Source organism: Lysinibacillus sp. AR18-8, assembly GCF_001705465.1.
Taxonomy (GTDB): domain Bacteria; phylum Bacillota; class Bacilli; order Bacillales_A; family Planococcaceae; genus Lysinibacillus; species Lysinibacillus capsici.
Genome location: NZ_MDGU01000003.1, coordinates 73,473 through 86,829, shown reverse-complemented (window position 1 = coordinate 86,829; position 13,357 = coordinate 73,473). Strand labels below are relative to the sequence as shown.

The window sequence follows — 13,357 nt, the reverse complement described above, 5'->3', positions numbered from 1 at the left end:
CTTATCAAATCTAGAAAACGCTTTAAGATTAAAAAAATATAGTTTATTACTCCTGAATCTATTCTAATAGTCCAGGAGTTTTTTATTAAACAAGGAGCTTGCTCATTGTTTTGTCAAAAAACATGAAACATTAGAAAAACCTTCCGATAATAAAGTTAAGAAATGAAAGTTTAGGAGGTTGAATTACATGCGTATCGCATCGCAAGGGCAGTCGGTTGACATAGTTACTGTACCAATAAATTCAAAAGCAATGAGTGTGCAGGAAAATATGACGCCTAATGTTTCAATGGAAACAATCTCTAAATCTAAGATTGAAAAGTCAAATAATACTGGGGAAGAACAGGAAATTTCAAAAGATATATTACAACAGGCGGTAGATGTTGTGAATGAATTTTTGGAAATTAATCATAGTTCCTCCAAATTTGTTTATCATGAGGGTTTGGAACGTTATTATGTAACAATCGTAAATCGTGATACTGATGAAGTAGTAAAAGAAATTCCACCCAAAAGATTATTAGATGCATTTTATGAGATGCAAAAAATGGTAGGAATGATAGTAGACGAAAAAATTTAAAGGAAAATAGGAGGATAAAAAATGGTTTCAAGGATTGGTGGATTAGCATCAGGGATGGATATTGATAGTCTAGTAGAGAAATTGATGCAAGCAGAAAGAATGCCATTGAATAAAGCATTTCAAAGAAAACAAACATTAGAATGGCAACGTGACGCGTATCGAAATGTGAATGTAGCTACACAGAAACTTAATAAATTTTTAGAGGAAAAGATGTGGTTACAGAGTCAAATGATGAAAAAAACCGCTACATCTTCTAATGAAAACCTAGCAACTGTTAAAGCTACAAATACAGCGACTGGTTCTCTCAATATTGAAAGTGTTTCACAATTAGCAACTTCAACTCAGATGATTGGTGAGCAAAAAGGTTATACAGGTACAACGAAATTATCAGCTTTGGTGGGGGAATCTGTTAAGTCAATAGAGATAAAATCAATCGATAAGAACGGTAATTTAGCAGAAAAGGCAAGTACAATTACCTTCGATCCTTCTAAAGATACAATTAATGATTTAGTAAAAAAAATCAATCAGAGTAATGCCGGTGTTACTGCATTATTTGAAAATGGACAACTTTCATTAACTGCAAATAATACAGGTAGTGTAAAAAGTGGTAGCGGGGAGATTGTCTTTGGACAAGGAAAAGAACTATTTGATGCATTAGGGATGGATAACGCAACTCTTATATCTGGTAAAAATGCGATTCTAAAAGTTAATGGTATTTCGATGGAGCGTTCATCAAATACAATTACGATTTCTGGCTATGAGGTATCACTTAAGTCAACATTCAATGCTAAAGCAGGAGCAGCTGATCGTGTAGCAGCAACACTTATAGAATTGAATAATGCGAAAGATGCACAGCCAATTTTAGAAGCTGATAGAGATAAAAAGCTTGGAGAATACAATACTTATTATAATGATACGTATAAAATAGAGCACGAGCGTATTTTTGGGAAAAATAATTTAACAGTAGATCAACAAGGGAAATTTGATAAGTTTTCAGATGTAGGAAAGGTTGCTCTCCTAAATTCTACTGATTTGAATGATTTACAATCTTTGAGCATCGATTATACAGATGCAGACAGTATTAAAACATCGATTAACAATTCAAGCTTAACAGATGAACAAAAGGCAAAACTATTAAGACTATCTGCAGATGACTTAAAATCTTTACAAAGTACAGATGGAGGGGCATTACTCGACCGAGCACATCAAATAGATTTTGAAAACTCCTATAAATCTTTAGATAAGACTTTTTTGAGTAACCTGTCTGCAGACGATATAACATTTTTATCTGAAATCAAAGGTAAGGATAATAGTGAAATAGATCAAATTTTAGCAGGAAAAGATGATGCTATTAAGAATAAATTCGAAAAGATGGATAGAGTTGATTTAGCCCGTTTAGCGGATTTAAGTGGATCCTTAGAAGATTTTAAACAATTTAGTGTAGTTGAGAAAACTAATAATGACAATCTAGCAGCATATAAAACAGCAGAAAATGATGTTCAGTCTGGTCTGAAACGTATTGCGGAGGCTCAAAAATCTTATGATAATGCAAAGGCTGCAGAGAGTAGCACAGCAGGTGATACTTCTCCTACTGTAGCTCCAGTTAATTTAACCTCTACTACTGATACTAAAAGCATAAAAGATAGTATTCAAGAGTTTGTAAAAACTTATAATGAAATGCTCGATACGCTGAATGGTCTATTAAAAGAGAAGAAATATCGTGATTATCCACCATTGACAAAAGAACAACGTGAAGATATGTCTGAAAGCGAGCAAAAGTTGTGGGATGAAAAAGCTAAAAGCGGTTTATTACGTAGCGATTCTTTAATTCGCGATGGTTTAGCGAAGATGCGCTCGCAATTCGTATCGTCTGTCAAAGGATTGGGTGATGATACAATTGATTCTTTAGCTGAAATTGGGATTACAACATCTAAGATACTATCAGATGGTGGAAAGCTAGTAATAGATGACAAGAAACTTGATGCTGCATTGGAAAAAGATCCTGATCAAGTTATTCAAATGTTTACTAATCAAGGTAGCCTAACTACTATAACTGATGAAAAAGGTAGAAAAGTAACTCAAGATTCACGGGGTATTACGAAACGTCTAAGAGATGAAATAGCTGCTTTAACAAAAAGTATTGAGAAGAAGGCTGGTAAGGAAGGAAAAACAGATCAAACTTATAGTTTAGGTAAATTAATTATACAATCTGATGATCGTATTTCTAAATTACAAGCTAAACTAGTAGATATAGAAGCACGTTATTGGAGACAATTCACAGCCATGGAACAAGCCATTAATAAAGCAAATCAGCAATCAGGTATGTTCATGCAAGGTGGGGGCTTTTAATAAAGGTAGGGGAATAATATGCAGCCAATAGATCAACTATTACAGGCGTCAGCTAGTTTATTTAAGCATTTGGGTGAAATTCCTAAAGGTGAAGATCGTGATGAATATATCGACACAATCAATAGCATGTTGGACAAACGTGGATTGATTGTTGATGGGTTAATGAAAGATGGATTTCAATTCGATGAACAAAATCGCATTCATCGTACGTTGTTTGAACTAGATAGTGGCATTAAAGAACGATTGGCTGCCGTAATGAGCGCAGTTAAACAAGACATGGCAAACCTACAAAAAACGAAAAAAAGTGAAGAGCAATATTTCAATCCTTACTCGAATGTTCGTGTGATGGATGGCATGTATTATGACAAAAAAAATTAATCGTTTATCTTCATTCATCGTGGCAGTAGTTGCTAGCTGATGTAGATAATGCTTTGGCAGATGTCATGGATTTTAAAAGGAGTGAATTGTGATCTTACAATTCAAAAACCAGACAAAATTACGTTGAGACGTAAATAGCTTTTCTTCGGAAAATGGTTTAAACTAGTAAATAAGTAACCTTTCAAAGGAGTTGTCCTTTATTGGCAGCAAATTTAACAGCACAAAACGCGTATAAACAAAATAGTGTGACTACAGCTTCACCTGGCGAATTGACATTAATGCTTTATAATGGATGCTTAAAATTCTTGCATAAGGCGAAACAAGCTATCCAAGATAAAAATATTCAAGAGAAAAATACAAACATTCAAAAAGCTCAGGCGATTATTAGTGAACTGATGTCTACACTCAATATGGATATTGAGATTTCGAAACAAATGCTACCTCTTTATGAATATATGAATCATCGTTTAGTAGAAGCCAACATTCAAAATGATGTAGCCATTATTGAGGAAGTGGAAGGATTTGTGACGGAATTTCGCGATACGTGGAAGGAAGTAATTCGCATTAATCGACAACAGCAATTTGGTCAGGGAAACAGCGGACAAATTTAGACACAATTAGAGATCATCGAAAGAGATGGTCTCTTTTTTGTTAAACCGTTATGATCATGAAATAGTCATAAATTAGGCTATTCAACGGTAAAATATGTTACTTATTCCCTGTGGCTGTTAGTTGGGCATCATGGCATAATCAAAGCAATAAACATGTTTAAAAGAGTACTGGGGTGGGAATATGATCTTTAAGCGTCAAGAAGGTTTCCGATTTAAATTTAAGGAGCCTATTCAAATAACTTTTGCTATTTATGAGAATGGGAAGGTCAATCATGGACAAACGGCTATGGCTGACTTGTTGGATATAAGCCCACGTGGATTAAAGATGTTTACGGAAGTGGATTTAGGTATAAACCCTCCTCCATTAGATATCTATTTTGTGCTTGATACACAAGAAGTTCGCGCTTATGGAGAAGTGATTTGGAGTCGTCCATTTGGGAGCGGCAAGCAATACGGCATCTATTTCAATAATCAAGGACCTGTGGAAGATTTGATTGTTGAAGAACTAAAGCTTCGACGAAAAAAGGAAGCAGCAGAAGCGAAAAAACAAAATAATAATTTATAAAAATTTTTGTAAAAAAAAGAATGATTTTAGAGGAATTTCACACACTTGTGTAGAAATAGATAGTATAGCAGTTATAAAGGAGGAGTTTACATGTTAAACTTTAACATTCGTGGTGAAAATATTGAGGTAACTCCAGCTATTCGAGAGTATGTTGAGAACAAAATCGATAAAGTTGAACGCTATTTTAACGAAGATGTTAATGCCAACGCTAATGTCAATTTAAAGGTTTACAATGACAAACAAACTAAAGTGGAAGTTACTATTCCAATGAAGAATCTAACTCTTCGTGCTGAAGAGCGTCATAATGATATGTATGCTGCTGTTGATCTAATTGTTGATAAATTAGAGCGTCAGATCCGCAAGCATAAAACAAAAGTAAACCGTAAATTCCGCGAGCGTGAAGGTGCAGGCCTTTATTTTGCTACTACTCAAGCAGCCGCTGATGCTGTGTCAGAGGAAGAAGAATACTCAATTGTTCGTACAAAGCAATTTGATTTAAAACCTATGGATCAAGAAGAGGCAGTTCTACAAATGAATATGCTTGGACATGATTTCTATGTCTTTACAGATGCTGAATCGAACGGCACAAATATTGTATATAAACGTAAAGATGGAAAATATGGCTTAATTGAAACAACTTAAAACTTCATGATGACGAAGGCTCTCGCGATGGCGAGGGCCTTTTTTTGGTATGACAATCATATGTAGCCGGGGTGACAGTTTGCATGAAACTGTTACACAATGGTAAAATGAAAGTTGAATCTATATAGGAAGTGAAAAACATTCATGGCAAACCTATTAAATAAATTATTTGATTTCAATAAACGTGAGCTAAAAAAATTAGAAAAAATCGCTGACCAAGTTGAGCGTTTCGCTTCTCAAATGGAACAGCTTTCAGATGATCAACTACAAGCGAAAACAGATGAATTTAAAAAGCGCTATGCTGAGGGTGAGCATTTAGAGTCGATTCGTGCCGAAGCGTTTGCTGTTTGTCGAGAAGCGGCAAAACGTGTATTAGAGATGTACCCATTCCGCGTTCAAATCATGGGGGCAGCCGCTCTTGATGAGGGGAATATTGCGGAGATGAAAACCGGGGAAGGTAAAACTTTAACAGCGACAATGGCTGTTTATTTAAATGCCATCACTGGTAAAGGTGTACATGTTGTAACAGTCAACGAATACCTAGCGAGTCGTGATGCTGCTGAAATGGGACAACTTTATAATTTCTTAGGCTTATCTGTTGGGCTTAATTTAAATAGCCTTTCAAAAGATGAAAAACGTACTGCTTATGAGGCAGATATTACGTATAGTACAAACAATGAGCTAGGATTTGACTACTTACGTGATAACATGGTGCTTTACAAAGAGGAACGTGTACAACGTCCATTGCACTATGCTGTCATTGATGAGGTGGACTCGATCTTAATTGATGAAGCTCGTACGCCATTAATTATTTCGGGTCAAGCTGGGAAATCAGCACAGCTTTATAAACAGTCTAATGCGTTTGTGCGTATGTTAAATGCGGAAACGGATTATACGTATGAAGAATCCACAAAAGGTGTTACGTTAACAGATGCAGGTGTGGAAAAGGCAGAAAAAGCATTTGGCATCGATAATCTATTTGATTTGACACATGTTCGTTTAAATCATGCGATCAATCAATCATTAAAGGCGCATGTAAGTATGCATAACGATGTCGATTATGTTGTGCAGGATGGCGAAATTGTGATCGTTGATGGCTTTACTGGTCGTTTGATGAAGGGTCGTCGTTATTCTGATGGCTTACACCAAGCAATTGAAGCTAAAGAAGGCGTTGAGATTCAAAATGAATCGATGACTATGGCGACAATTACCTTCCAAAACTACTTCCGTATGTATCAAAAGCTTGCAGGGATGACAGGTACAGCGAAAACAGAGGAAGAGGAATTCCGTAATATTTACAATATGAATGTTGTAGCTATTCCGACGAATAAACCGATTGCTCGTGATGATCGTGCTGACTTGATTTTTGCAACGATGGAAGGGAAATATAAAGCAGTTGCTGCTGATATCGCAGAGCGTCATAGAGCTGGTCAACCTGTTCTTGTTGGTACAGTTGCTATTGAAACGTCTGAGATTATTTCTAAACTATTGGATAAACATAAAATTCCTCATAATGTATTAAATGCGAAAAATCATGAACGTGAAGCTGAAATCATTGCGAACGCTGGTACAAAGGGTGCAGTGACAATTGCAACTAACATGGCTGGACGAGGTACAGATATTAAACCTGGCGAAGGAGTACTCGAAATTGGCGGTTTAGCGGTAATCGGTACAGAGCGACATGAATCACGTCGTATTGATAATCAGCTTCGTGGACGTTCTGGTCGTCAAGGGAATCCTGGGGTTACACAATTCTACCTATCCTTAGAGGATGATTTAATGCGTCGTTTTGGCTCTGATAATATGAAGTCGATGATGATGCGCTTAGGTATGGATGATTCTCAGCCATTGCAATCTAAAGTTGTGTCGAGAGCTGTAGAATCAGCGCAGAAACGTGTCGAGGGTAATAACTTTGATGCGCGTAAACGCTTATTACAATATGACGATGTACTACGTCAGCAGCGTGAGATTATTTATAAAGAGCGTTATGATGTACTAGAAACAGAAAATATGCGTGTACTTGTTGAGTCTATGATTCAAGAAACAATTGATAATGTTGTTAGCCTGTATACTCAAGGTGAACAGAAGGATTGGAACCTAAAGGCTATTGAAGACTTTGTAGCGGCTAATCTTTTAGAGGAAGGTCAACTTAAAGTATCTGATTTCCAAGGCAAGTCTGCTGAAGATATTAATCAGCTAATCTCTGATGCTGTTCATGTTCGTTATGATGAAAAAGAGGCAGAACTGACACCAGAGCGTATGCGTGAGTTTGAAAAGGTTATTTTATTACGATCAATCGATACAAAATGGATTGATCATATTGATGCAATGGATCAACTACGTCAAGGTATCCATCTGCGTGCTTATGGTCAAAACGATCCACTTCGTGAATATCAACAAGAAGGCTTTGCGATGTTTGAGGATATGGTAGCCTCTATTCGCGAGGATGTTGCGAAATATGCGATGAAAGCAGAAATCCGCAATAATCTGGAGCGTGAAGAGGTGGCAAAGGGGCAGGCTGTTAATCCAAAAGAAGAAGGTGGCTCTGCGCCGAAAAAGCAACCAGTACGTAAAGCTGAAAACATTGGCCGTAATGATTTATGTCCATGTGGTAGCGGCAAGAAATTTAAAAACTGTCATGGCACAGCTCAATAATATCTAGGTGAAAAAATCATTTTAACTACGTGTTAAAATGATTTTTTCTTTTTAAATTTCTCAAAAATGAAGAAATTTTAGTATAAAAAGTCAGAATTTATAGACAATTGAAAAATATGGGTATACAATAGCTGTAATAATAGGTATATAGTACAAGTCATTTATCCTATTATTATCCTGAATTTTTGATGGTGATACTAAGTCTTAAGGAGGATCGGAATTTTCAAGCAATCTTACTCATTGAAAATAGCGGGAATGTACGCATAATTGTATATTCCTTTTTATTTTGACTGGAAGCAACATAAAATGTATAAAGGGGGACTATAGATGCATAAAAAAGATATTATGAATAGTGAAACAATGATGTATATGCCTGTGTATGATTCCTTTGGAAATTTATGTACGCAGGTGTATGAGAAAAATAATGAGTATATATCTACGTTACCACCAACGAAATTATTGGACTTTAATCTGCGTTATTTTGGTTCTAGTTTAAGAGGAGCGTTCGATGGTTCGAAAATGATCCTAGGCAAGCTTAATAAAAATCCTATCGTCGTGCACGAACGTTGTAATATTTTATGGTTCCCTAGTAGGTCTCCTTTACATCCTGACTGTATCTGGTTCGCTGTTCATCATATAGATGACTATGTCGCTGTGGATAAAAAGAGGACCAAGGTTACTTTTATGAATGGCAAGGAATTTATTGTGGATGTCAGTGTCAACGCGCTAGAGTCTCGGATTCAAAGAGCTTTTTTATTAAAATATAGACTAGAGAAACGAACAAAATATTTACTTGTTCAGTATGACCGTGTGAAAGTATTTCAACGTCTTGCCAAGAATATGTTTGAGGACGAGACGCAGGATAGTTGACTTAATTCCACAAAACATCTGCTAGATAGTATGTTTTCGTTTCTAAAAACGTTATAATAAAAAGATACGGAGCTTTATGATTAAAGTGTTAGCTCCATGACTAATGTTCGGAGGATTTAACGATGATTGAATTAGCAGATGTACGCAATGTGTTAGACACTACAGCCAAAAAATTGGCGGACTTTAGGGGGTCTCTTTGACTTAGAGAACAAAGAGGCACGTATTCAGGAGCTAGATGAAATGATGCTAGAGCCAGGCTTTTGGGATGATCAGCAAGGTGCTCAGGTGATTATCAATGAAGGAAATGGCTTAAAAGCTATTGTCAATGAATATAAAGATTTAGTGGAAACACATGAAAATTTAGATATGACACTGGAACTTTTGCGTGAAGAACCAGACGAAGAATTACAAGAAGAACTAGGCAAAGAACTAGCAGAATTCCAACAAAAGATGGCTGATTTTGAGCTTCAATTACTGCTAAGTGGCCCATACGATCAAAACAATGCCATTTTAGAGCTGCATCCTGGTGCTGGTGGTACGGAGTCACAGGACTGGGGTTCAATGCTATTACGTATGTATACACGATGGGCTGAGAAGCGTGGATTTAAAGTGGAAACAGTGGACTATCTACCAGGAGATGAAGCTGGGATTAAATCTGTAACATTGTCGATTAAAGGTCACAATGCTTTCGGTTATTTACAAGCGGAAAAGGGTGTGCATCGTCTAGTACGTATTTCTCCATTTGATTCGTCTGGCCGCCGTCATACGTCCTTCGTTTCCTGTGATGTTATGCCAGAGTTTGACGACAATATAGAAATCGATATTCGTACAGAGGATTTAAAAATTGATACGTATCGTGCAACAGGTGCAGGTGGTCAGCATATTAATACGACAGATTCTGCAGTCCGTATTACGCATATTCCTACTGGTACGATCGTACAATGTCAAGCTGAGCGCTCCCAGATTAAAAACCGTGAAAAAGCGATGACGATGTTAAAAGGGAAGCTATATCAATTAGAACTTGATAAACAGCAGGCACAATTAGATGAAATACGCGGTGAGCAAAAAGAAATAGGCTGGGGCTCCCAAATTCGTTCGTATGTCTTCCACCCATACTCGATGGTGAAAGATCATCGTACAAATGAAGAAACAGGTAATGTGGGTGCTGTGATGGATGGCGACTTAGATCCATTTATTAATGCCTATTTACGTTCAAAAATAAATTAATACCCAGATTCCCCAAGAGTGAGATGCTCTTGGGGAATTTTTGTTAAAAGGGTGGATGATAGGGTGCATCTTGGCTCAGCTGTTTTCGTTCATTCATGTAATATTTATACAGCATAGATGCGTTAAGAAATTGTTTACTAATGGAAGCATAACGAATAGGTATTTCGATTTGTTTATCATTTTTTAACGTTACAATACACCCCAATTCACTAGGTGTAATATTAATAATTGCATGAAGCCCTATCCATATATTGTGAATGGAGCTGGGTGAATAAGTTGGCAGAAAAATACAGGGATAACCATAATCAAAGGCCACGACGATTGGTAGCTTGTGTTGATTGCCGAAAAAACGTTTAGCCGATTGTTTTGCGGCTTCATAAGTTGATCCTAATGAGAGACAGGATTTTCGAAGGACATGCATCGGTTTGCGTGTAACAATCAGCTCATTATGCTTATCAATCACATGCGTGAAGACTTTGGAGTCATGCTGAATAGGTTGCAGCAAATAAGTATTGAATGAAATTAAGTAGCCGTTTACAAAGTTAGTTGTCATATAGGGAGTGCCTCCTTTTTTCTAGTGATAACGGTAGTGTAAAACAGAATATGACTTTCTTAAATTAAATGAAATAGTTGAAAATCGTTCAGAAAAGCACGAAATGCCTAGAGAATTTGCTCTAAATATCAATTGATTAATAGCTAATCCAAGATATTTTCGAATCGTAAGCATTGCTTTTTAAATTCAATTTTCATATAATTTAGAAAAGGATCGAGGTGAGATCGTTGGATAAATATTATTCGTATACAGATTTTCTGAAAGCCGTTGGTCAGTCGAAAAAAGTTGATGAGGCAGAGAAATTATTAAACGAGATTTATTTAGATTTATTTTTAAATCGTATCCAGCGTATGCATCGGCAAGAGCAGCTCATGGTTCTGATAGATAGAGCACTCGATGAAAAAGATGAAAACGCATTTTATCAATACGCATCCGAACTAACTTCCTTACACCAAACAGAAGATGAATCATATTGACGAACCCGCTCTCCATATCTATTGGAGAGTGGGATTTTTTTGCTTTTGAAAATAGTTGCAGAGGATGTGAAGATTGTATGTTTTGGTTAGAAGAAGTGATCTTGCTTATAGAATGGGGAAAGTCATTTAAAAAGTTTGAGACGCTGTTTATTAAAAAGTGAGAGTCGCTCCAAAGGAAAGTGACCCTGCTCATAAAAGAAGGAGAGACGCTCTAAAAGTACAGACCCCGGCTCCTGAGAGAGTGTGAGCTGCACATAAAGCAAAACAGGAAATCCCATCCATCGATGAAGCTTGAAAACCTAATAAAACGGCTATTATAAGAGTAACAAGTTAAATTGACTGTATTGTTATGTAATAAAAATTTTAGAGATGAAAAAAAATTTTACAAACATTCGTTCGTTAAATGTTCGAAATTTTAATATTGCTATGCTAAAATATATGTACAAATTGGAAGAAAGGACGGGGACATGAGTGCAAACATTTGATTTACAAGCGCCATATCAGCCTAACGGGGATCAGCCACAGGCCATTGCGGAATTAGTGGAGGGTGTGAAAGCAGGCAAACGTCATCAAACATTGCTTGGTGCTACTGGAACAGGTAAGACGTTTACCATTTCGAATGTCATCCAGCAAGTCAAAAAACCAACACTAATTATGGCACACAATAAAACACTAGCTGGCCAGTTGTATAGTGAATTTAAAGAGTTCTTCCCAAATAACGCCGTTGAATATTTTGTCAGCTACTATGATTACTACCAACCAGAAGCTTATGTACCGCAGACAGATACCTATATAGAAAAAGACTCTAGCATTAACGATGAAATTGATAAGCTGCGTCACTCTGCTACTTCTGCATTGTTTGAGCGTGAGGATGTCATTATTATTGCATCTGTGTCCTGTATCTATGGTTTAGGTTCTCCCGAAGAATATCGAGAAATGGTTGTTTCCATTCGTACGGGTATGGAAATTGAACGTAATCAGCTACTGCGCAAGCTTGTAGACGTTCAGTATGAGCGAAATGATGTTAGTTTTACTCGCGGAACATTTCGGGTACGTGGAGATGTAGTGGAAATCTTCCCAGCCTCTCGTGATGAGCATTGTATTCGTGTGGAATTTTTTGGGGATGAAATCGATCGCATTCGTGAGGTAGATGCACTAACGGGAGAGATTTTATCGGATCGAGAGCATGTTGCTATTTTCCCTGCATCTCACTTCGTTACACGAGAAGAGAAAATGCGTAAAGCGATTGAAAACATTGAAAAAGAATTAGAGGAACGACTTGCATTATTACGTGCAGAAGATAAATTACTAGAGGCACAGCGTTTAGAACAGCGTACACGCTATGATTTAGAGATGATGCGTGAAATGGGCTTTTGCTCTGGGATTGAAAACTATTCACGTCATTTAACATTGCGTGAAGCAGGTGCTACTCCATATACTTTGTTAGATTATTTCCCCGAAGACTTTTTACTTGTGGTTGATGAAAGTCACGTAACACTTCCACAGGTTCGAGGAATGTACAATGGTGACCAAGCACGTAAAGGAGTGCTCGTAGAACATGGCTTCCGATTGCCATCTGCTCTAGATAACCGTCCATTACGTTTTGAAGAGTATGAAAACCGCGTACATCAAGCGATTTATGTATCAGCCACACCAGGTCCTTATGAACTGGAGCATACACCAGAAATGGTAGAGCAAATTATCCGACCAACTGGATTATTAGATCCATTAATTGATGTACGTCCTATCGAAGGGCAAATCGATAATTTAATTGATGAAATACAAGATCGAATTGCGCGTGATGAGCGAGTTTTAGTGACAACGCTAACGAAGAAAATGTCTGAGGATTTATCGGCCTACTTGAAGGAAATGGGCTTAAAAGTAGAATACCTACATTCAGAAATTAAGACACTAGAGCGTATTGAAATTATCCGTGAGCTACGCAAAGGAACGTATGATGTGCTAATTGGTATTAATTTATTGCGTGAAGGTCTTGATATTCCTGAAGTGTCCCTTGTGGCCATTTTAGATGCTGATAAAGAAGGATTTTTACGTTCAGAGCGTTCATTGATTCAAACCATTGGTCGTGCTGCTCGTAACGCGAATGGTCATGTCATTATGTATGCAGACCATGTAACAGACTCGATGAAAAAGGCAATTGATGAAACGAAACGTCGTCGTGCGTTACAAATGGCTTATAACGAGGAGCATGGCATAACACCTCAAACGATCATTAAGAAAATCCCAGATGTGATTCGCGCAACACAAGTAGCAGAAGAAGAGGAATCCTATGTAACAAAGGCCACGAAAGGCAAAAAGCTGACAAAGGCGGAAAGAGAACAGCTCTTGACTTCTCTAGAAGTCGAAATGAAGGAAGCAGCAAAAGCGCTTGACTTTGAACGTGCGGCTGAATTACGAGATACAATATTTGAATTGAAGGTAGAAGGGTGAATGACT

12 protein-coding genes are annotated in these 13,357 nt (G+C 37.1%); 11 read left to right on the top strand and 1 reads right to left on the bottom strand.

Annotated features, from left to right (window positions below; all coding sequences use genetic code 11):
- The first annotated feature begins 187 nt into the window (after nucleotides 1-187).
- The 9 genes from BFM98_RS01165 (at nucleotide 188) to prfB (ending at nucleotide 9,871) form a co-directional block, all read left to right on the top strand.
- Nucleotides 188-574, top strand: coding sequence for a flagellar protein FlaG (locus tag BFM98_RS01165; RefSeq protein ID WP_066036292.1), 387 nt, complete (start codon nucleotides 188-190; stop codon nucleotides 572-574).
- Nucleotides 575-595: 21 nt separating this feature from the next.
- Nucleotides 596-2,923 (top strand): flagellar filament capping protein FliD, encoded by a 2,328-nt coding sequence (fliD, locus tag BFM98_RS01160; protein ID WP_066036291.1) that lies wholly within the window; start codon nucleotides 596-598, stop codon nucleotides 2,921-2,923.
- Between the two features lie 18 nt (nucleotides 2,924-2,941).
- Nucleotides 2,942-3,301: a flagellar protein FliT gene (gene fliT / locus BFM98_RS01155; RefSeq protein WP_066036290.1), complete on the top strand. Its 360-nt coding sequence runs from the start codon at nucleotides 2,942-2,944 to the stop codon at nucleotides 3,299-3,301.
- Nucleotides 3,302-3,501: 200 nt separating this feature from the next.
- On the top strand, nucleotides 3,502-3,912 hold the full coding sequence (fliS, locus tag BFM98_RS01150; RefSeq protein ID WP_048392059.1) for a flagellar export chaperone FliS: 411 nt from the start codon (nucleotides 3,502-3,504) through the stop codon (nucleotides 3,910-3,912).
- A 181-nt stretch (nucleotides 3,913-4,093) separates the two neighbouring features.
- Nucleotides 4,094-4,477, top strand: a complete 384-nt coding sequence (locus tag BFM98_RS01145; RefSeq protein WP_066036289.1) for a PilZ domain-containing protein — start codon at nucleotides 4,094-4,096, stop codon at nucleotides 4,475-4,477.
- A 90-nt stretch (nucleotides 4,478-4,567) separates the two neighbouring features.
- Entirely contained in the window at nucleotides 4,568-5,119 is a 552-nt protein-coding gene (gene hpf, locus BFM98_RS01140; RefSeq protein WP_004227537.1) for a ribosome hibernation-promoting factor, HPF/YfiA family, read from the top strand.
- A gap of 144 nt (nucleotides 5,120-5,263) precedes the next feature.
- Nucleotides 5,264-7,774, top strand: coding sequence for a preprotein translocase subunit SecA (gene secA / locus BFM98_RS01135; RefSeq protein WP_066036288.1), 2,511 nt, complete (start codon nucleotides 5,264-5,266; stop codon nucleotides 7,772-7,774).
- A 327-nt stretch (nucleotides 7,775-8,101) separates the two neighbouring features.
- Nucleotides 8,102-8,644, top strand: coding sequence for a competence protein ComK (locus BFM98_RS01130; protein WP_048392056.1), 543 nt, complete (start codon nucleotides 8,102-8,104; stop codon nucleotides 8,642-8,644).
- A 122-nt stretch (nucleotides 8,645-8,766) separates the two neighbouring features.
- Nucleotides 8,767-9,871, top strand: a protein-coding gene (gene prfB / locus BFM98_RS01125; RefSeq protein ID WP_237497242.1) for a peptide chain release factor 2 whose coding sequence is annotated in 2 segments (ribosomal slippage) — nucleotides 8,767-8,841 and nucleotides 8,843-9,871 — 1,104 coding nt in all. Because the reading frame shifts where the segments join, the coding sequence is not laid out codon by codon here.
- Between the two features lie 43 nt (nucleotides 9,872-9,914).
- Here prfB and BFM98_RS01120 read toward each other — a convergent pair.
- Nucleotides 9,915-10,424 carry a competence protein ComK gene (locus tag BFM98_RS01120; protein WP_066036287.1) on the bottom strand — a complete coding sequence of 170 codons (510 nt, stop codon included), beginning with the start codon at nucleotides 10,422-10,424 and terminating at the stop codon, nucleotides 9,915-9,917.
- A 227-nt stretch (nucleotides 10,425-10,651) separates the two neighbouring features.
- Here BFM98_RS01120 and BFM98_RS01115 point away from each other — a divergent pair, with 227 nt between their 5' ends.
- Nucleotides 10,652-10,900 carry an IDEAL domain-containing protein gene (locus tag BFM98_RS01115; RefSeq protein WP_054549770.1) on the top strand — a complete coding sequence of 83 codons (249 nt, stop codon included), beginning with the start codon at nucleotides 10,652-10,654 and terminating at the stop codon, nucleotides 10,898-10,900.
- Between the two features lie 471 nt (nucleotides 10,901-11,371).
- Complete coding sequence (gene uvrB / locus BFM98_RS01110) at nucleotides 11,372-13,351, top strand: excinuclease ABC subunit UvrB (RefSeq protein ID WP_066036286.1); 1,980 nt, start codon at nucleotides 11,372-11,374, stop codon at nucleotides 13,349-13,351.
- Nucleotides 13,352-13,357: the final 6 nt, after the last annotated feature.